Origin of the sequence: Nocardioides sp. NPDC000445 (assembly GCF_040300245.1) — a bacterium.
Taxonomy (GTDB): Bacteria; Actinomycetota; Actinomycetes; order Propionibacteriales; family Nocardioidaceae; genus Nocardioides.
The window spans coordinates 262,247-284,183 of sequence record NZ_JBEPDH010000001.1 but is presented as its reverse complement, the minus strand read 5'-3'; the positions used below and the strand labels follow the sequence as shown (position 1 = coordinate 284,183).

The 21,937-nt window shown below is 71.5% G+C and carries 17 protein-coding genes, 1 pseudogene and 4 riboswitches; of the genes and pseudogenes, 13 read left to right on the top strand and 5 right to left on the bottom strand.

Annotation, left to right across the window (positions count from 1 at the left end; genetic code table 11):
* Positions 1-19 precede the first annotated feature (19 nt).
* The gene (locus tag ABT304_RS01345; protein ID WP_350712988.1) at positions 20-844 is read left to right on the top strand and encodes an ion transporter; all 825 of its coding nucleotides are present in this window, start codon (positions 20-22) and stop codon (positions 842-844) included.
* Here ABT304_RS01345 and ABT304_RS01340 read toward each other — a convergent pair.
* On the bottom strand, positions 830-1,996 hold the full coding sequence (locus ABT304_RS01340) for an ABC transporter substrate-binding protein (protein ID WP_350712987.1): 1,167 nt from the start codon (positions 1,994-1,996) through the stop codon (positions 830-832). The two genes, ABT304_RS01345 and ABT304_RS01340, sit on opposite strands and share 15 nt — an antisense overlap.
* Before the next feature lie 102 nt (positions 1,997-2,098).
* Positions 2,099-2,302, top strand: a riboswitch (cobalamin riboswitch).
* A 56-nt stretch (positions 2,303-2,358) separates the two neighbouring features.
* Between ABT304_RS01340 and ABT304_RS01335 the strand changes: the two are divergent.
* The 5 genes and pseudogenes from ABT304_RS01335 to bluB form a co-directional block, all read left to right on the top strand.
* Positions 2,359-2,547: pseudogene (locus tag ABT304_RS01335) on the top strand (ferredoxin-like domain-containing protein); the annotation flags it as partial.
* 690 nt (positions 2,548-3,237) lie between these two features.
* Positions 3,238-3,846 (top strand): precorrin-8X methylmutase, encoded by a 609-nt coding sequence (locus ABT304_RS01330; RefSeq protein WP_502890290.1) that lies wholly within the window; start codon positions 3,238-3,240, stop codon positions 3,844-3,846.
* Positions 3,843-5,402 (top strand): precorrin-3B C(17)-methyltransferase, encoded by a 1,560-nt coding sequence (cobJ, locus tag ABT304_RS01325; RefSeq protein ID WP_160028056.1) that lies wholly within the window; start codon positions 3,843-3,845, stop codon positions 5,400-5,402. The genes ABT304_RS01330 and cobJ overlap by 4 nt, the downstream gene beginning before the upstream one ends.
* Positions 5,399-6,184 (top strand): precorrin-4 C(11)-methyltransferase, encoded by a 786-nt coding sequence (gene cobM / locus ABT304_RS01320; RefSeq protein WP_350712986.1) that lies wholly within the window; start codon positions 5,399-5,401, stop codon positions 6,182-6,184. Before cobJ ends, cobM begins: the two co-directional genes overlap by 4 nt.
* On the top strand, positions 6,184-6,810 hold the full coding sequence (gene bluB, locus ABT304_RS01315; protein WP_350712985.1) for a 5,6-dimethylbenzimidazole synthase: 627 nt from the start codon (positions 6,184-6,186) through the stop codon (positions 6,808-6,810). The genes cobM and bluB overlap by 1 nt, the downstream gene beginning before the upstream one ends.
* Before the next feature lie 501 nt (positions 6,811-7,311).
* Here bluB and cbiE read toward each other — a convergent pair.
* The gene (gene cbiE, locus ABT304_RS01310; RefSeq protein WP_350712984.1) at positions 7,312-8,541 is read right to left on the bottom strand and encodes a precorrin-6y C5,15-methyltransferase (decarboxylating) subunit CbiE; all 1,230 of its coding nucleotides are present in this window, start codon (positions 8,539-8,541) and stop codon (positions 7,312-7,314) included.
* Between the two features lie 16 nt (positions 8,542-8,557).
* Positions 8,558-8,698, top strand: a riboswitch (cobalamin riboswitch).
* Between the two features lie 25 nt (positions 8,699-8,723).
* Here cbiE and ABT304_RS01305 point away from each other — a divergent pair.
* Genes ABT304_RS01305 through ABT304_RS01290 form a run of 4 tightly spaced genes read left to right on the top strand, consistent with a single transcriptional unit; the run spans position 8,724 to position 15,047 of the window.
* Entirely contained in the window at positions 8,724-10,838 is a 2,115-nt protein-coding gene (locus ABT304_RS01305) for a VWA domain-containing protein (protein ID WP_350712983.1), read from the top strand.
* Entirely contained in the window at positions 10,838-11,452 is a 615-nt protein-coding gene (cobO, locus tag ABT304_RS01300) for a cob(I)yrinic acid a,c-diamide adenosyltransferase (protein WP_350712982.1), read from the top strand. The genes ABT304_RS01305 and cobO overlap by 1 nt, the downstream gene beginning before the upstream one ends.
* The gene (cobBC, locus tag ABT304_RS01295; protein WP_350712981.1) at positions 11,446-14,124 is read left to right on the top strand and encodes a bifunctional hydrogenobyrinic acid a,c-diamide synthase/histidinol phosphate aminotransferase CobBC; all 2,679 of its coding nucleotides are present in this window, start codon (positions 11,446-11,448) and stop codon (positions 14,122-14,124) included. The genes cobO and cobBC overlap by 7 nt, the downstream gene beginning before the upstream one ends.
* Positions 14,121-15,047: a cobalamin biosynthesis protein gene (locus tag ABT304_RS01290; protein WP_350712980.1), complete on the top strand. Its 927-nt coding sequence runs from the start codon at positions 14,121-14,123 to the stop codon at positions 15,045-15,047. Before cobBC ends, ABT304_RS01290 begins: the two co-directional genes overlap by 4 nt.
* Here ABT304_RS01290 and ABT304_RS01285 read toward each other — a convergent pair.
* The 3 genes from ABT304_RS01285 to ABT304_RS01275 form a co-directional block, all read right to left on the bottom strand.
* Entirely contained in the window at positions 15,035-15,394 is a 360-nt protein-coding gene (locus ABT304_RS01285; RefSeq protein ID WP_350712979.1) for a (2Fe-2S) ferredoxin domain-containing protein, read from the bottom strand. The two genes, ABT304_RS01290 and ABT304_RS01285, sit on opposite strands and share 13 nt — an antisense overlap.
* A 138-nt stretch (positions 15,395-15,532) precedes the next feature.
* Positions 15,533-17,233, bottom strand: a complete 1,701-nt coding sequence (locus ABT304_RS01280) for a ribonucleoside-diphosphate reductase subunit alpha (protein ID WP_350712978.1) — start codon at positions 17,231-17,233, stop codon at positions 15,533-15,535.
* Positions 17,233-18,252, bottom strand: a complete 1,020-nt coding sequence (locus tag ABT304_RS01275; protein ID WP_350712977.1) for a ribonucleotide-diphosphate reductase subunit beta — start codon at positions 18,250-18,252, stop codon at positions 17,233-17,235. Before ABT304_RS01275 ends, ABT304_RS01280 begins: the two co-directional genes overlap by 1 nt.
* 132 nt (positions 18,253-18,384) lie before the next feature.
* Positions 18,385-18,603: riboswitch (cobalamin riboswitch) on the bottom strand.
* An 88-nt stretch (positions 18,604-18,691) separates the two neighbouring features.
* A riboswitch (cobalamin riboswitch) is annotated at positions 18,692-18,875 on the top strand.
* A gap of 111 nt (positions 18,876-18,986) precedes the next feature.
* Between ABT304_RS01275 and ABT304_RS01270 the strand changes: the two genes are divergently transcribed.
* From ABT304_RS01270 to ABT304_RS01260, 3 genes are read left to right on the top strand one after another with little or no spacing between them, the layout of a single operon-like run.
* Positions 18,987-20,006, top strand: coding sequence for a FecCD family ABC transporter permease (locus ABT304_RS01270; RefSeq protein ID WP_350713199.1), 1,020 nt, complete (start codon positions 18,987-18,989; stop codon positions 20,004-20,006).
* The gene (locus ABT304_RS01265; protein ID WP_350712976.1) at positions 20,003-20,842 is read left to right on the top strand and encodes an ABC transporter ATP-binding protein; all 840 of its coding nucleotides are present in this window, start codon (positions 20,003-20,005) and stop codon (positions 20,840-20,842) included. Before ABT304_RS01270 ends, ABT304_RS01265 begins: the two co-directional genes overlap by 4 nt.
* Positions 20,839-21,933, top strand: a complete 1,095-nt coding sequence (locus tag ABT304_RS01260) for an ABC transporter substrate-binding protein (protein WP_350712975.1) — start codon at positions 20,839-20,841, stop codon at positions 21,931-21,933. Before ABT304_RS01265 ends, ABT304_RS01260 begins: the two co-directional genes overlap by 4 nt.
* The last annotated feature ends 4 nt before the right edge of the window (positions 21,934-21,937 follow it).

Genomic DNA, 21,937 nt, shown 5'->3' with positions numbered 1-21,937 from the left:
ACAGGAGGACATCGCGAGCATGGGTTCGAGCAACATCTCGGTGCGCGCCCGGGTGCGTGCGCTGGTCGAGGACGACCTCTTCCAGAAGACGATCATCGGGGTGATCATCCTCAACGCGGTGGTCCTCGGTGTGGAGACGATGGTCCCCGAACACCTCGCCCGCGAGCTGGCGCTCCTCGACAGCGTGCTCCTCGGAGTCTTCGTCGTCGAGCTGGTGCTGCGGCTGGTGGCGTACGGCCCGAAGTTCTTCCGCGACCCGTGGAACATCTTCGACACCGTGATCGTCGCGATCGCGCTGGTGCCGGCTACCGGGCCGATGTCGGTGCTGCGGGCACTGCGGATCCTGCGCGTGCTGCGCCTGGTCAACTCGGTCCCGTCCATGCGCCGCGTCGTCGACGGCCTGATCGCGGCGATGCCCGGGATGGGCTCGGTCGCGGCCCTGCTGGGGCTGATGATGTACGTCGCGGTGGTCATCTCGACCAACCTCTACGGCGAGATCGCGCCGGAGTACTTCGGCGACCTCGGCACCAGCGCGTTCACGCTGTTCCAGACCATGACCGGCGAGGCCTGGCCCGACATCGCCCGCGAGGTGATGGCCGTGGACCCCTCCGCCTGGATCTTCTTCGTCGTCTTCATCCTGGTGATGACCTTCGCCGTCCTCAACCTCTTCCTCGCCGTGGTCGTCTCCGGCATGGAGAGCGTCGAGACGCTCGCCGAGCACGAGGAGAAGTCCGACGCCGAGATGATGGCCATCCTCACCTCGTTGCGGGAGGACCTCACCGCCGTACGCGAGGAGCTGGCCGCCACCCGGGCCGAGCTGAGATCGGACTCAGCTGCCCGCTGAGGCGATCTCCTGCACCACCATGTTGCGGGGACCGTCGGCGGTGCCCTTGACCACCCGCAGGAAGTAGGGCTGGTCGGGGTTGTGGTTGGGGTCGAAGGTCCAGTTCCCGCGCGGGCTGACGATGGTGCCGACCGAGCCGAGGGAGTCGGCGATCTCGTTGCGGTTGACGTCGTCGGAGAGGTCGAGCGCCTTGTCGAGCGCGGCCGCGGCGTCGTAGGCCTGCACCGAGTAGACCGTCGGGGTGGCGTCGTACGCCTCGCGGTAGTCCTTCACGAAGGCGTCGTTCATCAGCGAGTCCATCGTGTCGCTGTAGTGGAGCGCGGTCCGTACGCCGGACGCGGCGCTGCCCAGAGCGGACAGCACGTCGCCCTCGGTGAGGAAGCCCGGGCCGTAGAGCCGGGTGCTCTTGGCCAGCCCGGACTCGCGGTACTGCTGCACGAACGCCTCCGCCTCCTTGCCGGCATAGGCGGCGAAGATCGCGTCGGCGCCCGAGTCCTTCGCCTTGTCGAAGAGCCCCGACCACTCCTCGGTCACGCCCGCCGGCGTGTAGCTCTGACCGGCGACGCTGCTGCCGGACGCCTCCAGGGAGATCATGAAGCTGTCGGAGAACTCGTGACCGGCCGCGTCGTCGGACCCGATGACGTACGCCGTGCCTCCGTCGGTCTCCTTGGCGACCGCCGTCCCGAGCGCACCGCCCAGGTCCGAGTTGGTCGAGGACGTACGCCACAGGTAGTCGGAGCCATCGGCGAACTCGTCGGCGCCGGCGCCGGTCACGATCAGCGGCGTCTCGCTGTTGTTCGCGACGTCCTTGGCCGCGAGCGCCGTCTCCGAGCTCGCCAGGCCGACGACCGCCTGGACCTCGTCGTCCTGGATCAGCCTGGTCACCGCGGTGACGCCGGTCTCGGCGCGGTCGCCCTCGTCGGCCTCGATCACGTCGACCAGCCGGCCGCCGAGCTCCCCGCCGTGCTGGTCGAGGTAGAGGTCGAAGCCCCGGCTCATGTCGGTGCCGATCGACTTGTGGACGCCGGAGGTCGGCACGACCAGACCGATCGAGACCTTCGACTCCGAGGTCGTGGCGCAGGCCGTGAGGCCGAGCGCGAGCGCCGGGATGGGCGCCAGAACGAACAACTGCCGGTGAGCCGAGCCTGTCACGGAAGACTCCATCTATGGGGTGGCCTCGGAAGATTTCGAGTAGCCGAACATTGGCACAAACCCGGCCGGGCGGCGAGCAATTCGGCGCCGTGTCCCCAAGTCGGTAGTCTCGCCCTGCCAGTCGTACTCCATGCCTGATGGGGTCAGGGAACCCGGTGAAAGTCCGGGACTGACGCGCAGCGGTGAGGATGACGGGCGGGGCACGCCCTCCTTCCGGGGAGAGCAGTCACTGGAGCCTGGCTCCGGGAAGGCGCTCCGCTCCGATCGATTCCGAGTCCGAAGACCTGCTGGCTCTGGCGGCGCCCGCCGCCAGGTCACCACGTGCCCCGCGCAAGGGCACATGACGCAGAGCAGGTGTCCTGATGTCGCGAGTCCGAACCGACCGGTGCCCCGGAGTCGGTCGTCCGTGGGCGGCCGAGGACGGCCTGCTGGTGCGGCTGCGCCTGATCGGCGGGTCGGTCTCGTCCGCCGCGCTGCTCTCGCTGATCTCCGTGGCGGAGACCTACGGCGACGGGCGGATCTACCTCACCGGTCGTGCCAACCTGCAGGTGCGCGGCCTGCCGAGTGTCGACGGCGGGCTGCCGGGCGAGGTGCTCACCGCGCTGAAGGCGACCGGACTGGTGCCGGCGCAGACCCACGAGCTCGTACGCAACGTGATGGTCTCCCCGCAGACCGGGCTCGCCGGGGGCCGGGCCGACCTGCGCGGCGTCGCCGCGTCCCTGGACCGGCTGCTGTGCGCCTCGCCGCGGCTGGCCGCGCTGCCGGGACGGTTCCTCTTCGTGCTCGACGACGGCCGCGGCGATCTGGTCTCGCGGGAGTGCGACCTGGGCGTGGTGGCGCTGTCCGCCACGGAGGGACAGTTGCGCGTCGGCGGCTCCTGGGGGCCGGTCGTGCCGCTCGCCGAGGCCGCGTCCCGGCTGGTCGCGCTCGCCTCACGTTTCCTGGACGTACGCGGCGAGGGGCCGTCGGCGCCCTGGCACGTCTCCGAGCTCGACGCCCCGATGGTCGAGCCGGTCGCGGCCGACGACCGGGTCCCGGCCGCGGCCGAGGAACTCGGCTACGGGCCTGTGCCCGGTGGCGAGCACGTCGCCGCCCCGGACGGCGCCCTGGACCGGGCCGCGGTCTCGGCGCTGGCGGAGCGGGTGCCGGCGGTCGTGGTGACGCCGTGGCGTGGCGTACTCGTGCCTTCGCCGCAGGTGCGGCCGCCTCGGCGCTACGACTACATCGACCAGGGGCCGGCGATCTACGTCGACTCCTTCGCGACCATCCGGCGCGAGGCCGACCTCTCTGCGGTGCCGGCCGACGCCGAGCGGCTCGCGGTGCGGATGATCCACGGCAGCGGGCAGGTCGACCTCGCCTCCGACCTGGTCATCCACCCCGGGCTGGTGAAGGCCGCGCGGGGTGCGCTGGAGACCGGGGCACCGATCCTGTGCGACGCGACGATGGTCGCCACCGGGGTCACCCGCAGCCGGCTTCCGCGCGACAACGAGGTGCTCTGCATGCTCGGTGACGACCGGGTCCCGGCGCTCGCGCGCGAGTGGGGAACGACCCGCACCGCCGCGGCGCTGTCGCTGTGGGAGCCCTACCTCGAGGGTGCGGTGGTCGCCATCGGCAACGCCCCGACGGCGCTCTTCCACCTGCTCGAGATGATCCTCGACGGCGGTCCGCGGCCGGCCGCGATCGTCGGCTGCCCGGTCGGCTTCATCGGCGCCGCCGAGTCCAAGGAGGCGCTCGCCTCGTTCGCCGACGACCACGGGATCGACATCCCCTACGTCACCGTCCGGGGCCGCCGCGGCGGCTCCGCGATGACCTCCTCCGCCCTCAACGCACTCGCCCAGGAGCAGGAATGAGCACCGATGTACGCGGGCGGTTCACCGTCGTCGGGATCGGTCCGGGCGACCCGGAGCTGATCACCCTCAAGGCCGCCCGGCTGATCGGCGCGGCTCCTGTGATCGCCTACCACGCCGGGGTGCGCAAGCAGTCGCACGCTCGCCGGATCGCGTCGTCCCTGATCCCCGCCGACGCGGTGGAGGAGGAGCTGCGCTACCCGGTCACCACCGGGACCACCTCGCACCCGGGCGGCTATGTCGGTGCCATGGCCGAGTTCTACGAGTCCTGCGCGGTCCGGCTCTCCGCCCATCTCGACGCCGGCCGCGACGTGGTTCTGCTCGCCGAGGGCGACCCGCTCTTCTACGGCTCCTCGATGTACCTCCACGACCGGTTCAAGGAGGTCTACGAGACCTCCGTCGTGCCGGGGGTCCCCGCCTTCGCGGCGGCCACCGCCGCGGTCTCGACCCCGCTGGTGCGCCAGACCGACGTGCTCACGGTCCTCCCGGGGACCCTGCCCGAGCCCGAGCTCGCCCGTCGGCTCGCCGACACCGAGGCGGCGATCATCATGAAGCTCGGCCGGACCTTCCCCGCGGTCCGTTCCGCGCTCGCGGCCGCCGGGCGGCTCGACGGTGCCTGGTACGTCGAGCGTGCCTCGCAGCCCGAGGAGCGCTGGCTGCCGGTGGCCGATGTCGACCCGTCCTCCGTGCCGTACTTCTCGCTCATCGTGGTGCCCGGGGACACGGCTCCCGGACCCGCCGCCGCGCGGCTGCGGCAAGAGCTCCCCGCGGTCGAGTCCGTCGAGGTGACGCGCGGGGGCGTCTCGACGGGCTCGGCCTCCGGGGACACCGGGGAGGTTCTTGTCGTCGGACTCGGGCCGGGTCCGGACGGGTGGCTGACGCCCGAGGTGAGCTCGGCGCTGGCCGAGGTCGGCCATGTCGTCGGCTACGCGCCGTACGTCAACAGGGTGCCGCAACGCGAAGGGCTGCGGCGGCACGCGTCGGGCAACACCGTCGAGGTCGACCGGGCCCGGCACGCCCTGGACCTGGCGCTCGCCGGGGAGCGGGTCGCCGTCGTCTCCGGCGGCGACGCGGGTGTCTTCGGGATGGCGTCAGCCGTCTTCGAGGCGGCCGAGGACCCGGCCTATGCCGGCGTACGCGTCCGGGTGCTGCCCGGGGTCAGCGCCGTCCAGGCGGTGGCCGCGCGGGCAGGCGCCCCGGTCGGGGCCGACTTCGCGGTGATGTCCCTCTCCGACCGGCTCAAGCCGTGGTCCGTCGTGGAGGACCGCCTGCGCGCGGTCGCGGCCGCCGACCTCGTGCTGGCCATCTACAACCCGGCCTCGCGCTCGCGCACCGAGCAGATCGGCCGCGCTCGCGACGTACTCCTGGAGCAGCGCAAGCCGGACACCGTGGTCGTCGTCGGACGCGACGTCGGGCGGGCCGAGGAGTCGCTGACGGTGACCACGCTCGGTGACCTCGACCCATCGACCATCGACATGAAGTGCCTGGTCATCGTGGGGGCGAGCTCGACCCGGGCGACTGCCGCCGGCCAGGTCTGGACGCCGAGGTACGTGCAGTGAAGGCCCCTCGGACCGTCCACTTCGTCGGCGCCGGCCCCGGCGCAGCCGACCTGCTGACCGTACGCGCGACGAGGCTGCTCGAGGCCGCCGACGTGGTGCTCTACCCCGGCACCTACCTGGACCCCGACGTGCTGGCCCACTGCAGTCCCACGGCCGAGCTGGTCGACACCCAGAAGCTCGACCTGGACCAGATCGTCGGCGAGATCGTCGCCGCGCACCGGGACGGCAAGCAGGTCGTACGCCTCGTCTCCGGCGACCCGTCGGTCTACTCGGCGGTCGCCGAGCAGACCCGGCGGCTCGATGCCGCCCAGGTGCCCTGGGACGTCACGCCGGGCGTGCCCGCCTACGCCGCGGCAGCGGCGCTCGTGGGCCGGGAACTGACTGTGCCGCTGGTGGCGCAGTCGGTCGTCCTCACCCGGACGCAGGCCCGGTCGACTGCCATGCCTGAGGGGGAGTCTCTCGCCGCGTACGCCGCGACCGGCGCCACGCTCGTGCTCCACCTGGCGATCCGTCGCACCCGTGAGCTGATGGCCGAGCTGCTGCCCTACTACGGCCCGGAGTGCCCGGTGGTGGTCGTCTACCGGGCCAGCCAGCCCGAGGAGCTGGTGCTTCGCGGGACGGTGTCGACCATCTCCGACGCGGTCGAGGACGCCGGTCTGACGCAGGCTGCCGTCATCCTCGCCGGGCCGGCGCTGGCCCGCGACGGAGGCGAGTCGTTCCTCTACGACGCGGCTCGGGAGCGGGTCTCGACAAGCTCGACCACCAGGGCGAGAGGTGCCTGATGGAGCTCTACGACGCGATCAACCGCCGCCGGGACACGCGTGCGGAGTTCACCGGGGAGCCGGTCGACCCTGCCGTGCTCGAGCGGGTCCTCTCGGCAGCCCACGCCGCGCCGAGTGTCGGGATGACGCAGCCGTGGGACTTCGTGCTGGTGCGCTCGCCGGAGACGCTGGCGGCCTTCCGCGAGCACGTCGCCACCGAGCGGGACGTGTTCGCGTCCTCGCTCTCCGGGGAGCGGGCCGAGACCTTCTCCCGGATCAAGATCGAGGGCATCTGCGAGTCCGGGCTCGGGGTGGTCGTCGGCTACGACCCGACTCGCGGCGGGTCGCAGGTCCTCGGGCGGCACGCCATCGCCGATGCGGGGCTGTACTCGACCGTCCTCGCGATCCAGAACCTCTGGCTCGCCGCCACGGCCGAGGGCCTCGGTGTTGGGTGGGTCAGCTTCTACCGCGAGGAGTTCCTGCGGTCGCTCGTGGGGCTGCCGTCGCATGTACGTCCGGTGGCTTGGCTCTGCGTCGGACACGTCGAAGGTCTCCCGGGAGTTCCTGACCTCGAGCGGTTTGGGTGGAGGCATCGGTCGGAGCTGTCCTCCGTGGTTCATGAGGAGAGGTATCTCTCGGGGCGCTGAGGTTTCGTGGTTGGTGTTTGCCGCCGACCCGTTCTTCGAGGGTGTTCTCGGCGCCGTCCGGAGTAAAGGACGGCCTTCGGCCGCCGGCTTCGCCGGTCGCCTTCGGCGATCCTTGACACCGGACGTCGCCGAGAATTTTGGCTGGCTATCGGGTCGGCGGCAGGGGTGTGGCGCGGAGTTTTGAGTTGGGCACGGGCCTGGGAATCCTGGTTTGACCTTGCACCGGTAGTCGGGGTGGTTTGGTGGGTGGAAGGAATTTTTCTTCCACGCGGCGACCGTCGCTCGGTGGAGGACCGGGAGGCGAACGAAAATTCGTTCGGCGCGGAGGCCTGACCAGCGGAACGGTTGAGTGAGGGAAGGAATTTTCCTTTCCTGGGTTGGTCGGGAGGGTGGGGCGAACGAATTTTCGTTCGCCCGAATCCGTCTCATGTTGGGGCGGGGCGACCCGGTGAAAGAGAATTTTCTTTCCCCCGAGGTGGCCCCGAGCGTCACTTAGCGGATCTACACGCCGGCCGAGGAGGAGCTGCTGGTCGGGTCGACGAAGGACCACTGTGTCACCGTCCGTGCGGGAGTCCAGCCGGTGAAGGTGCCGATGGGGGCGGAGGTCTCGACGGCGATGCGGGTGAGCTCGCCGCCGTGCTGCTGGTAGGCGGTGGCCAGCAGTTGCTCGGTCTCCAGCGTCACGCCGTGGACGACGAGCCGGCCGCCGGGGCGGAGGGCGGCCAGACAGGTGTCGAGCACTCCGGGGCGGGTGGCGCCGCCGCCGATGAAGATCGCGTCGGGCGCCGGGAGATCGCGCAGCGCGTCAGGGGCACGGCCCTGGACGACGGTGAGGCCGGGTACGCCGAGACGGGTCGCGTTGCGGGCGATCCGGGCCGCCCGCTCGGGCGAGGCCTCGACCGCGGTCGAGGTGCAGGAGGGGTGGGCCCGCATCCACTCGATCCCGACCGAGCCGGCACCGGCGCCGACGTCCCACAGGTGGGCCCCGGGGGTGGGGGCCAGGCGTGCCAGAGCAGAGGCGCGCAGGTCGCGCTTGGTGAGCTGACCGTCGTTCTCGAACGCGTCGTCGGGCAGGCCTGCAGCCCAGCCGAGGAGGGTGGTGCCGACGCACTCGATCGCCACGATGTTGAGCCGTGGCGACTCGCCCGCCCAAGTCGAGGCAGTCGAGGCGGTCCCGGTGTGCGCGCTCTCGGTCTCCGCTCCCAGGTCGCCCAGAACGGTCATCATGGACCCGCCGAAACCAGCCGTGACCAGGAGGTTCGCGATCGCGGCGGGGGTCGATCCGTCCGCGGAGAGCGCCAGGATCCGGCGACCGGGGGCGAGCTCGCGGGCGACCAGCGACACGTCGCGACCGACGAGGCTGACGACCGCGCACGACTCCGCCGGCCAGCCCATCCGGGCGCGGGCGAGGGCGACGGAGGAGACGGCCGGCTCGATGCGTACGTTCTTCCGACCGAGAAGCGAGATCAGGGTCGTTCCGATGCCGGAGACCAGCGGGTCGCCGGAGGCAAGCACCACGACGGGGGCGTCGTCCGGCAGGGACTCGAGGAGGGCCGGAAGGCCCTCGCGCAGCGGGGACGGCCAGGGCTCGCGCCGCTGGCCGGGGACGTCGGGGACGAGGTCGAGATGACGCTTGCCGCCGAGGAGGACGGCGGACTCCAGGACCAGCTGCTGGTGACGTACGGGAATCTCGTCCCAACCTCCGGCACCGATGCCCACCACGACGATCATGAGGCCAGACGCTACAGTGACCGCTCAGACGCGAGGTGCCCCGACTGGGGAGAATCTGGGAAGCCGGTGAGACTCCGGCACAGGCCCGCTGCGGTGAACCGAGCCCCATCACGGGGACTCGGCAAGTCCGAAGACCGGCCTCGCGTCCATCCAATCAACGCGATAGGGAGCGGGAGCCTCTCATGCCGGTGCACTACCCATTTTCTGCCGTCCTCGGCTGCCAGGCGGACGACCTCGACGACATGGGCCTCGCGCTCGTGCTCACCACCATCTCCCCGGAGATCGGCGGGGTCCTGGTCCGTGGCGAGAAGGGGACCGCGAAGTCGACGGCCGTACGCGGCCTGGCGGCCGTGCTGCCCTCGATCTCGGTCTACGCCGGGGATCGGTTCTCGATCGACCCGGCCGATCCCTCGGCGGAGTCGCCGGACGGGCCCTTCGGGTCCGCCGCCGTCGTGGAGAGCCGGCCGGTGCGGCTGGTCGAGCTCCCGGTCGGCGCCACCGAGGACCGCGTCGTCGGCTCGCTCCACCTGGAGAGCGCGCTCTCGCGCGGCGCGGTCGAGTTCGAGCCGGGACTGCTGGCCCGGGCACACCGCGGCCTGCTCTACGTCGACGAGGTCAACCTGCTCCACGACCACCTGGTCGACCTGCTGCTGGACGCGGCGGCGATGGGGCGGGTCTCGGTCGAGCGCGACGGCGTCTCGGTCGAGCACGCTGCTCGGTTCGTGCTGATCGGCACCATGAACCCCGAGGAGGGCGAGCTGCGCCCGCAGCTCCTCGACCGCTTCGGGCTCACCGTCGAGGTCGCCGCGCCCCGGGATCCGGCGCTGCGCGCCGAGGTCGTACGCCGCCGGATGGCCTTCGACCTGGACGCGCCCGCGTTCGTCGAGCGCTATGTGGCCGCCGAGCGTGACCTGACCGCACGCGTCTCCACCGCCCGCGCCCTCGTCGGGAAGGTCCGGCTCACCGCGCCCGGTCTGCTCAAGATCGCCGAGGTCTGCGCGGCGTTCGAGGTCGACGGGCTGCGCGCCGACATCGTCACCGCGCGCACCGCGGTCGCGCACGCCGCCTGGGCCGGGCGCTCCGAGGTCACCCGCGAAGACATCCGCCGGGCCGCGCTGCTGGCCCTCCCGCACCGCCGCCGTCGCAACCCCTTCGACGCTCCCGGGCTCGATGAGGACCTTCTCGACCGCATCCTCGGCGACGAAGAGCTGCCGCCCGAGCCGCCGGAGGGACCGGGCGACTCGGGTCCGGAAGACGACCGTGTTGGTCTCACTGAGCCAGATTCCGCTGGGCCTCCGCCTAGCGGCTCCGGCGGCTCGACCGACGGGGACAGCTCGACCGACGGCGGAGAACCCCCGCTGGTTGAGCCCGCGAGCGAAGCGAGCGGTGTCGAAACCAACACAGCGGACAACCCGCCCGACCAGCCACAGACTGCCTCAGGTGCCGCACCCGAGTCCGTCACCGCGGCCGCCCCCGCATACCGCCCCCGCCTGCTGACCGTGACCGGCCTGGGCACCGGCCGCTCCGGCGGCCGGAGCAAGGCGATCGGCAGCAGCGGCCGCCGCATCGGCGCGGAAACCAGCACCCGCGGCTCGCTCCACCTCGTCGAGACGCTCAAGGCGGCCGCAGGCAAGCAGAGCGCCCGGGACCGTACCTCGTCGAAGGTCGAGCTCAGGATCGAGGACCTCCGCACCGCGGTCCGCGAAGGCCGCGAGGCCAACCTGGTGCTCTTCTGCGTGGACGCCTCCGGGTCGATGGCCGCGCGCAAGCGGATGGCGCAGGTCAAGGCCGCCGTCCTCTCGCTGCTTCTCGACGCCTACCGGCGCCGCGACAAGGTCGGGATGATCACCTTCCGGGGCGAGGGTGCCGAGCTGGTGCTGCCGCCGACCGGGTCGGTCGATCTCGCCGCGGCCCGCCTGGACGAGGTGCCCGCCGGAGGACGTACGCCGCTGGCCGAAGGCCTCCTCGAGGCCGCCCGCGTGCTCCAGCGCGAGCGCCTGCGTGACCCCGATCTGCGGCCGCTGCTCGTGGTCGTCACCGACGGTCGCGCGAACTCCAAGACCCACGGCAAGGACGCCGTCCGGCGCTCGCAGCAGGCCGCCGCGTACGTCGCCGGACTCGGCGTCACCACGGTCGTCATCGACTCCGAGAGCGGACCGATGCGGCTCGGGCTGGCCCGCCGGCTGGCCGAGCACCTGGGCGCCGAGCACGTGCCGGTCGCCGAGGTGAGCGCCGAGGCGCTGACCTCCGCCATCCACGGGTTCACCGGATCCACCATGGGAAGGGGCGCTGCCTGATGCCGAAGGGACAGCCGCTGAACGTACCCGATGACGGGCTCACCACCCGCCAGCGTCGCAACCGGCCCCTGGTGATGGTCCACACCGGCCCCGGCAAGGGGAAGTCGACCGCCGCCTTCGGGCTCGCGCTGCGCGGCTGGAACCAGGGCTGGCGGATCGGGGTCTTCCAGTTCGTGAAGTCGGCCAAGTGGCGCATCGGCGAGCAGACCGTGCTCGAGCGCCTCGGGAAGCTGCACGATGAGACCGGCGAGGGCGGGCCGGTCGACTGGCACAAGATGGGCTCCGGCTGGTCCTGGAGCCGCAAGCAGGGTGACGCCGAGGACCACGCCGCGGCTGCCGCCGAGGGCTGGGCCGAGATCAAGCGGTGCCTGGCCGCGGAGACGTACGACCTGCTCGTCCTCGACGAGTTCACCTACCCGATCAAGTGGGGCTGGGTCGACGCCGCCGAGGTCGCCTCCGTCCTCGCCGCGCGGCCGGGGCGCCAGCACGTGGTGATCACCGGCCGTGACGCCGACCCTGCCGTGCTCGAGGTCGCGGACCTGGTCACCGAGATGACCAAGATCAAGCACCCCATGGACGCCGGCCAGAAGGGCCAGCGGGGCATCGAATGGTGACCCTGCCCCGGATGGTGGTCGCTGCTCCCTCGACCGGCTCGGGGAAGACGACGATCGCCACCGGGTTGATGGCGGCGCTGCGTGCCTCCGGGAGCGTCGTGAGCGGTCACAAGGTGGGCCCGGACTACATCGATCCGGGCTACCACGCGCTCGCCACCGGACGCCCGGGCCGCAATCTCGACCCTCACCTGGTGGGGGAGTCGCGGGTCGTGCCGCTGCTGCTCCACGGCGCCGCCGGCGCGGACGTGGCGGTCATCGAGGGTGTCATGGGCCTCTACGACGGCCGCCTCGGCACCGACGGCTTCGCCTCCACCGCCCACGTCGCCGCGCTGACCTCCTCGCCGGTCGTGCTGGTCCTCGACGTCGCCCGGATGTCCCGCTCCGCTGCCGCGATCGCCGCCGGGATGGCTGCCTTCGATCCATCGGTACGCATCGGGGGAGTCGTGCTCAACCGCTGCTCCCCGGGACGCAACGCCGAGGAGATCCGGCGAGCGCTGGAGCAGGTCGGGCTGCCGGTGCTCGGCATGCTCCCGCGCGACGAGACGCTCGCGTCCCCGTCGCGCCACCTCGGCCTCGTCCCGGTCGCGGAGCGCGACGAGTCGGTCGCGCTGATCGAGCGGCTGGGGGAGCAGGTCGCCGAGCATCTGGACCTGTCCGCCCTGCTGGACGTCGCCCGGTCGGCTCCGGCGCTGGACGGAGATCCTTGGGATCCGGTGGCGGCGTTGCGCGGGAGCGACCGTGTTGGTTTCGACACGGCGTCGCTCGTTCCTCACGACGCCGGCTCAACCGACGGTTGCACCGTCGGTCGAGCCGCCGGAGCCGCTAGGCGGAGGCGTGTCGAGCGTTGTATCGAGCTTGTCGAGATGACCAACACGGCTCCTCCCGTGATCGCCGTGGCCGGCGGACGCGCGTTCACGTTCCGCTACCCCGAGACCGAGGAGCTCCTGGAGGCGGCGGGCTGCGACCTACGCCCCTTCGACCCGCTCAGTGACCCGACGCTGCCCGAGGGCACCAGCGGGATCTACCTCGGCGGCGGCTTCCCGGAGATGTACGCCGCCGATCTCGCCGCCAACACGAGCCTGCTCCGCGACCTCCGGGCGGCCGTCGAGGCCGGGGTGCCGACCGTCGCCGAGTGCGCCGGCCTCCTCTACCTGGCCGAGTCCCTCGACGGCGTACCGATGGCCGGCGCCATCCCAGCCCACGCCGCCATGAGCGAGCGCCTCACCCTGCGCTACCCCGTCGCCACCGCCGCCTCCGACTCCCTCCTCACCCGCGCCGGCGAGCAGGTCACCGGCCACGAGTTCCACCGCACCACGACGACCCCGGCCGCCGGGGCCCGGTCCGCGTGGAGCGTCGACGGTGCCGAGATGGGCGTCAGCAGCGACACCCTGCACGCCTCGTACCTCCACGTTCACTGGGCCGGCCATCCGCACCTGGCGCGCCGCTTCGCCGACGCCGCCCACGCCTTCGCCCCCGTCGGTCGAGCCGACGTCGCCTCCGTCGGTCGAGCCGACGTCGTGAGGGACGAACGACGTCGTGTCGAGACCAACACGGTCCTCTCGAGCGCGACGGCTGACCGTGTTGGTCTCGACACGCCTCCGCCTAGCGGCTCCGGCGGCTCGACCAGCGGGAGTGACGGCTCGACCAGCGGGGGCGCGGTCGCCGATCCGCTGCGGCACCACGGGGACGTCGAGGTGGGGGAAGGGCTGCTCGACTTCGCGGTGAACGTCTACCCCGATGAGCGGCCGGAGTGGCTGGACCAGGCGCTGCACGAGTCGCTGGCGTCGGCGGCCTACCCCGACGAGGAGCCGGCGCGGGCGGCGCTGGCCAAGCACCACGGCCGCGAGCGCGCCGAGGTGCTCCCGACGGCGGGAGCGGCAGAGGCGTTCACGCTGGTCGCCAGGGCCAGGCCATGGCGACGGCCCGTCGTCGTGCACCCGCAGTTCACCGAGCCCCACGCGGCGCTCGAGCAGGCCGGCCACACGGTCACCGAGGTACGCCTGCCGGCCAAGAACGGCTTCACCCTCGACCCGGCCACGGTGCCCGAGAACGCGGACCTGGTCGTCGTCGGCAACCCGACCAACCCCACCGGCGTACTCCACCCGAGGGCCACCCTCCGCGCCCTTCTCAGGCCCGGCCGGCTGGTCGTGGTCGACGAGGCGTTCATGGATGCCGTCCCCGGCGAGCCGGAGACCTTGACCGGCGAGTGCACCGAGGGCCTGCTGGTCATCCGGAGCCTGACGAAGCACTGGTCGATCCCCGGCGTACGCGCCGGCTACGTCGTCGGCGACGCCGCCACGATCAGCGACCTGGAGGCGGTGCGTACCCCGTGGTCGGTCTCGGCCACCGCGGCTGCCGCGATGCTCGCCTGCGCGACCGAGCGGGCGAGCGCCGAGGCCCGTGAGCGCGCCGAGCGGATCACCGCTTGGCGCGACCATCTCGAGACCGGCCTGCGGGACCAGCAGATCGAGTACGTCCCCTCGGCCGCCTCGTTCGTCCTGGCCCGCCCGGGCGCCGGAGTCCGTGAGGCCTTGCGCGAGCAGGGCATCGCCGTACGCCGCGCCGACACCTTCCCCGGCCTCGGCCCGGACTGGGTGCGGATCGCGGTACGCCCCGAGGGCCCGACCGGCCGGCTTCTGGCCGCGCTGCGCCAGACCCGGGCAGCCTCGTGAGCCCCCGGGCGATCGGGCTCCTGGCCGGCTTCGCACTGGACCGTCTGCTGGGGGACCCGCGGCGATACCATCCGGTCGCCGGCTTCGGCACGGTCGCGATGAAGGCGGAGCACGCCTGGTACGCGGACGACCGGGCCCGAGGCGCCCTCCACACAGTGACGCTGGTCGGTGGAGCGGTCGTCCTGGGCGCCGCCGCGGAGCGACTCGCCCCCGGCCGGATCGGGACGACCCTGGTCACCGCGGCCGCCACCTGGGCGGTCCTCGGCGGCCGCTCGCTGGAGCGGGAGGCGCTGGCCGTCCACGCCCATCTCGACCGCGGCGACCTCCCCGCCGCGCGACAGCGGCTGACCCACCTCGTGGGCCGCGACACCAGCGAGCTGGGCGCCGACGAGGTCTCCCGGGCCGTGGTCGAGAGCGTCGCCGAGAACACCTCGGACGCAGTGGTCGCACCGCTGGTGTGGGGCGCGATCGCGGGCGTACCCGGCCTGCTCGGCTACCGCGCCGCCAACACCCTGGACGCGATGGTCGGGCACCACAACGACCGCTACGAGAACTTCGGCTGGGCCAGCGCCCGCCTCGACGACCTGCTCAACCTGCCCGGCTCACGCCTCTCCGGGCTGCTCACGCTGGCCGCCGCGCCGTCGCGGGCCAGGCAGGCCTGGGCGGCCTGGCGGCGTGACGCCGCGCGGCACCCGAGCCCGAACGCCGGCGTCGTCGAGGCGTCCTTCGCGGGTGCCCTCGACATCCGCCTCGGCGGTACGAACCGCTACTACGGCAATCGTGTCGAGCACCGCGCGGTGATGGGCGACGGCCGCGACGCCGCCCCCGCCGACGTCGTCAGCGCCACCGCGCTGGCGCGCCGGGTCGGCATCGGCGCGGCCCTGGTCGCGGCGGCGTACGCCGTCATCACTCAGCGCCCGTGACGGAAGGCCCGAGCCAGGACGGCGGGTGGTGCCTCGGCGATGCCCGGTCCGCCGGCGCGGGTCCACTCGGCCAGGGCGTCGGCGACCCTCACCGAGCCGGCCCGGGCGACCCAGACCGGCCGTGCCCCACGCTGGCGCCCCTCGGGTGAGGGACCGACCACCACGACGTCGGCACGCTCGCACGGGCCGAGGCAGTCGGCGACACGTACGGTCGCCGACTCCCCGGCCGCCGTGTTCAGCGTCGTGAGCACGGCCGCATGGTCCACCCCGGGCGACTTCCGCTCCGTCCCGCAGCAGCAGCCGCGGCAGACCGTCAGCGTCGGCCGCCCGGTGGTGGGGTCGCTCATCCTTCGCAGGCCTCGCAGTCCGGGCCGTTCTCGATGGCACAGACCGCGGCGTCGCTCCAGTCGTCCCAGGTGAGATCGTCGATGGCGTCGGTGGTGGTCGGGTTCTCGTTCATGGTCATGCCTCTCGGTCGCAGGTGGTCAGTTCGAGGTGCGGGTCTGCTTGCTGGCCTGGATGCCGGCCCGCGAGCGCAGGTAGTACAGGCTCTTGATGTTCGGGTCGAGCAGGGCCATCTTGTGGATCTTGCTGATGTACTGCGGGGTCGCGTCGGCCTGGAAGAACAGGTTGAGCGACTGGGCCTGGTCGATGTGGACCTGCCGGTCTGATGCGCGAGCGAGCAGGACCTCCTGGTCGATCTCGTAGCCCGTCTTGAAGACGTCCTTCTCGTGCTCGTCGAGCCAGTCGACGTGCTGGACGGAACCGCCGTGGTCGACGATGTCGTCGATGTGCGCCTGGTCGTAGACCCCGCGCTCCTCCATGACCTCGACGAGGTTCTGGTTGGCCCGCGGCATCTCGCCGGCCGAGGTGGTCTGGTTCCAGACGTTGGCGACGTACGGCTCGATGCCCTGGCTGGTGCCGCCGACGATCACCGCGGTGCTCATCGTCGGCGCGATCGCCATCAGGTGGGAGTTGCGCCGTCCGACGCACCACTCCGGGATACCCGCGACCGAGCCCATCCACCGCGACGCGGCGTCGGCATCCGCCGAGATCCGCTCGAAGATGTCCTTGTTGAGCGCCGCCGCCTTGTCCGACTCGAACGGCACCCGCTGCTTCTGCAGGTAGTCGTGGTAGCCCATCACGCCCAGCCCGAGGCTGCGGGCCTTCTCGGTGTAGCGCACCGCCCGCTCCAGACCACGGATGGTGCGGGCCTTGCGCAGGAACGCCTCGGCGACCGCGTCCAGGAAGACGGTGGCGACGTACGCCGTGTCCTGGTCCTTCCACTCGTCGTAGGTCGAGAGGTTCAGCGAGGAGAGCACGCAGGTGTAGGAGTGGTCCTCGTCGGAGAAGAGGGTGATCTCCGAGCACAGGTTGGAGGCCTTGTTCTCCAGCCCGTTGGCCTTGTAGGACTCGGTCTGGGCCGCGTTGACGGTGTCGACCTTCCAGATGTAGCCCTTGCCGAGCACCACCCGGATCTTCAGCACCCGCTGGTAGCGCTCCAGAGCATCGCGATCGCCGGCCAGCATCCGGTCGATGAACGCCTGGCTGAAGATCCAGCCGATGTTCTTGTTGGCGGGCTCGCGGAAGATCAGGTCGGCGAGCTCGTAGAAGTCCGGGTGGTCCACGGGCAGGTAGCCCGCCCAGGAACCGCGGCGGGTGGCGCCCTGGCTGATCTGGTTGGTCATCTCCACGAAGTTGCAGAAGACCGGGACCACGCCGTTGGCCTTGCCGTTGTCGCTGAACTTCGCGCCGCGGGGCCGGACGTCACCGAGGTACGCCGAGGTCCCGAACCCGTTCTGGGAGAGGATCGCCGCCTCTTTGAGCGTCTCGTAGAAGCCCCACACCGAGTCCTCGACGTACGAGCCCTCGCACGAGACGGGCAGACCCCGGTCGGTGCCGAGGTTGGACAGCACCGGCGTCGACGGCGAGAGCCAGCCGTTCCAGATCGCCTCGAAGAACCGCTCCGTCCAGGAGACGCCGTCCTCGCGGGGGTACATCTCGTCGGCGAGGTCGCCGGCGGTGCTGGCGATGGTCTCGTAGCGCTCCCGGACGCTCTGGTCGGCGACGGTGTACTTGGCCTTGAACATGGCATAGCCCGCCGTGGTCATGAAGGCGGGCACGACGCCGTCGGCCTGCAGGGCCTTGCGCTCGGCGGAGAGCGCCTCCCAGTTGCTGTTGCTCATTAGAAGCTGAACTCCGTCTCGCCGATGTTGCGGTTGTATTCGTTGCCGGTGACCTGGAAGAAGTCGTGGAACTGGGTGCCGTTGATGCCGCTGTAGAACCACTCGGCGATCGGGTTGGCCTCGACGTTGAACAGCGGCTCCATCCGCATGTTCTCCAGGGTCATGTCGATGCGGGACCTCACGAAGGTCTCCAGGTCGGCCTGGTCGATGCCGGTGATCGGCCCGTGGTCGAAGAGCATCTCCACGATCCGGGCCTCGTGGGCGTAGAGGTGCTCGGCGACGCCGCGGACCCTCGCGAAGAGGTCGTCGCGCTCGGCCTCGAACTTGTCGGCCGGGACGGTGGCGGCGTACTCGTCCAGGGTGGTGTTGAACAGCCAGGCACCGCCGGTGGCGTGCAGGTTCTCGTCGCGGGCGGAGAAGTTGATGCCGCTGATCACGTTCTGCAGCAGGTTCTTCCCGCCGGACTGGAAGTGCTTGAGGAAGGCGAAGTTGGAGTAGAGGACGCAGTTCTCCATCAGCGTGAAGACGCTCAGCGCGTAGAGCAGGTCCTCGTCGGCGATCGCGTCCCACACGAACTGGATCCGCTCGGCCAGCACCGGGTCGTTCTTGTAGGAGTCGTAGAACTCCTCGGTGTCGATCATGAGGACCTTGTTGAGCTTCGCGTAGAACGGCGCGTGCATGTTCAGCTCGGCGAACGAGAAGGCGTTGGCCATCATCTGGACCTCCGGACGCGGGAACGCGTGGAAGATCCGGTCGCCCCACACCTCGCCGCCGAGGATCAGCTCGTAGATGGTGAACAGCTTCAGCGTGGTCTTCACCGCCGCCTGCTCGGCGTCGGTCATGTTGACCAGGAAGTCCTGCTTGTCGTTCTCGACCGGGATCTCCTCGGCCGTCCAGAAGATGCTCCGCTGCTTCTTGGCCAGGTCCTCGGCCATCGGATAGCCGAAGACGTACGCCGACTTCTCGGTGCGGATCGGTAGACCCTCGGTGTCGATCAAGCCCCATGCCCCCTTGCTCACGCGGGCTCCGCGGCCCGCTGGATGTCTCGTGCATCCGTGCCGGGGCAGGGAGGACGGCGGCAGCGCGCCGGGCGGACCCGGTCACGTGGTGCTCGCTCGATCCCCTGACCTTCCCTCGAGGTCGCGGACCCCACCATGAGGTGGGCACTGGCAGGTCTTCGGACTCGTGGGCGTCATCGTGCTCGGTCCTAGTGGCCGTCGCTTCCCAGGGGCATGGCTTGCTCCCAGTGCTTCGTGACGGCGGTCGTTCCCACTCACCGCTGCGGGGCAGTCCCGGACTCGCACCGGGTTCCCTCTTGCCTCTCCCGCCCCGTCGCCGAGGTGGGAGAACCAGCTGCGAGGACCACTATATGCGGGAATTACACCAATGCAACTTCCTAGATCTTGTGCTTCGCCGTGTCGTCGGAAACATCCCCGGCACCGGTTCGACGACCCGTGCTAGCCTCTGCGCCGAGTCGAACGCATCCTGATGGATGCCAGGGAACTCCGGTGTGAATCCGGGACTGGCGCGCAGCGGTGAGGGCGACGGCGACGCTAGGCAGCCACTGGGGAACGGGTCCCTGGGAAGGCAGCGTCGCCGGTTGAACCCGAGTCCGAAAACCTGTCGGCTCAGACGTTCGTCACGGCCCTCGCGACCAGGGTCCAGAGGACCTGAGAGGCCGAACTGCGTGCAGACGCCGTGCCGCGAGACCCCCACCCTGATCCCGAGCCCCGCCGGTGCCGGGAGGCGGCGGCTGCCGTTCGTGCCGCTGGTCGTCGGGCTGCTGCTCGCCGCGGCGTTCAGCGCCGTGGCGTCCCTGGCCTTCGGCTCCGAGCGGATCCCTCTCGGCGAGGTCGTCGCGGCCGTCGTCGACCGGCTCCAGGGCGACGCACCGGGGAAGTGGGACGTGATCGTGTGGGAGCTGCGCGTGCCCCGGGCGCTGATGGCGCTCGCCGTCGGCGCGGGTCTGGCCGTGGCCGGTGCCGGCATGCAGACCCTGGTCCGCAACCCGCTCGCCGACCCGTTCCTGCTCGGGATCAGCTCCGGCGCCTCGGTGGGCGCGACGGCCGCGATCACCACGGGCGCGCTGGCTGGTCTCGGCACGTACGCCGTCTCCGGCGGCGCCCTGCTCGGAGCCGTCGGCTCGGCGCTGCTGGTCTGGCTGGTGGCCACCGCCCAAGGTGGGCTGACCCCGATCCGGCTGGTGCTCTCCGGGGTCGTGCTCTCCTCGGGGCTCTCCGCCATCGCCTCGTTCCTGGTCTTCATGAGCGATGATCCGCGCGCGGCGGACTCGGTGATGTTCTGGATGCTCGGCAGCGTCGGCGGTGCCAGCTGGGAGAAGCTGTGGCTGCCCGCGGCGCTCAGCCTCGTCCTCGGTCTCGGGATGCTGGCTCTGCACCGCTGGCTGGACGCCCTTGCCGCCGGGCCCGAGACCGCTGCCGCGCTCGGCGTGAACGTCGCGGCGCTGCGTACGACTCTCTTCGTCGCTCTGGCGGTGCTCGTCGGGATCCTGGTCGCGGTCAGTGGTGGGATCGGGTTCGTCGGTCTGATCGTGCCGCACGCGGCCCGGCTGCTCGTGGGCGCGCGGCACCGGGTGGTGCTCCCGGTCGCGGCCCTGGCAGGTGGGGTGTTCCTGCTGTGGGTCGACGTGCTCGCCCGGCTGGTGGCACGCCCGCAGGAGATCCCGCTGGGGGTGGTCACCGGCGTCGTCGGCGCGCCGCTGTTCCTGCTGCTGCTCGGTCGCGGTCAGTATCGGTTCGGCGGTGACCGATGAGTCGGTCGCCGGCCGCGCTCCGGCTGCGCGGGGTCTCCGCGCGGCTGGGCCGGCGCGAGGTGCTGCGCGACGTCGACCTGGACGTGCCGGTGGGCACCCGCCTCGGCATCGTCGGCGTCAACGGCGTGGGGAAGTCGACGCTGCTGCGGATCCTCGCCGGGGTGCTGCGGCCCAGCACCGGCCAGGCCTGTCTCGCCGACGAGTCCGGACAGCTCCAGGAGACCGCCCGGATCGGCTCGCGCGAACGCGCCCGGCGGCTGGCGTACGTCCCCCAGGAGGAGGTCGCCTCCGCCGAGCTGCTCGTCGGGGAGATGGTCGCGCTCGGCCGGGTGCCCCGCACCCGGCCCTGGTCACGAGGCGGGCGGCAGGAGCGGGAGATCGTCCGGGCGGCCCTCGGCGCCGTTGGCCTCGCCGACCGCATCGACGACCCGTGCGACCGGCTCTCCGGCGGCGAGCGGCGCCGAGCGGTCATGGCCAGGGGTCTCGCCCAGGAGAGCCCGGTGATGCTCCTGGACGAGCCGACCAACCATCTCGACGTCGCCTGGCAGCTGCGGCTGCTGCACAGCGTCGCCGAGCGGGCCGAGACCCTCGTCGCGACCATCCACGACCTCGACCTGGCGCTCCGCTCCTTCGACCGGCTCGCCGTCCTCGGCCGGCCCCGAGGGAGCGACCCCGACAGCGGCCCGGCCACCGTCGTGGCCCACGGACCGCCGGTCGAGGTGCTCGACAGCATCCGCGTCGAGCACCACTTCGGCGTCGGCTCGGTCCAGGTGCCGCACCCACACCTCGACCAGCCTCACCTGCTCATCCATCCTCGGAAGGACCGATCCGCATGAACCAGCGCCTCACCCGTCACGTACGCCCCGGCCTCGGCTGCCTCGCCGCGCTCGCCCTCGGCACCACGATCCTCACCGCCTGCGGGACGGCGGAGCAGGCCGCCGAGGAGGCCGGCCAGGACGCGATCACCGTCGAGAACTGCGGGGAGAAGCTCACGGTCGACCAGCCGGTCACCGAGCTGTACGCCTACGACGGCGGGATCATCTCCATCGCGCTGGCCGTCGGTGCCCGCGAGGAGCTGGTCGCGGTCACCGGCCTGGCCCGGGACCAGCAGCTGCTCGAGCTCGCCTACCCCGAGGACAGGGTCGACGAGCTCGAGATCGTGGGCGACGACCAGCCGACGCTGGAGACCGTCCTTGCCCTCGACCCGCAGCTGATGTTCGCGGGCTGGGGCTACGGGTTCAGCGAGTCGCGGAACCTGGTGCCCGAGATGGTGCAGGAGCGGGGCATCGAGACCTACCTGCTCAGCGAGACCTGCCGGCAGGAGGACGGCGACCGCGGCACCATGGATGCCTGGACGGCGCTGCGTACCGACCTGCTCAACATCGGCGAGCTGACCGACCACGACGCGACCGCGACGAAGGTCGTCGCCGACATCGAGAAGCGCCGCGCGGCCCTGGAGAGCGCGCCGAAGCCCGACGAGGAGCCGACCGCGTTCCTCTTCGACTCCGGTACCGACGCGATCTTCACCTCCGGATCCTTCGGGGGACCGCAGGCGATCTTCGACACCGCCGGAGTGACCAACGCGACCGCCGACGTCGAGGACACCTGGACCGAGGTCGGCTGGGAGCGCTTCGCGGCCGCCGAGCCCGACGTCATCTACTTCGTGGACTACCCGGGGCAGTCCTACGAGGAGAAGGTCAAGGTGCTCAAGGCCAACCCGGCCTCCCGCGACCTCCCGGCCGTCAAGGAGAACAGGTTCGTGAACCTGCCCTACGCGATGTGGGTCTCCGGTCCGCTCAACATCGACGCCGCCGAGTGGGTCCGGCGCTCGCTGGAGCACTTCGGTCTCGCACCCGAGTCCGGGATCGAACCGAGGCTCGACATCGCCGATCTCACCAACCTCGTCGGCAACGAGTGGCTCCGCTGAGATC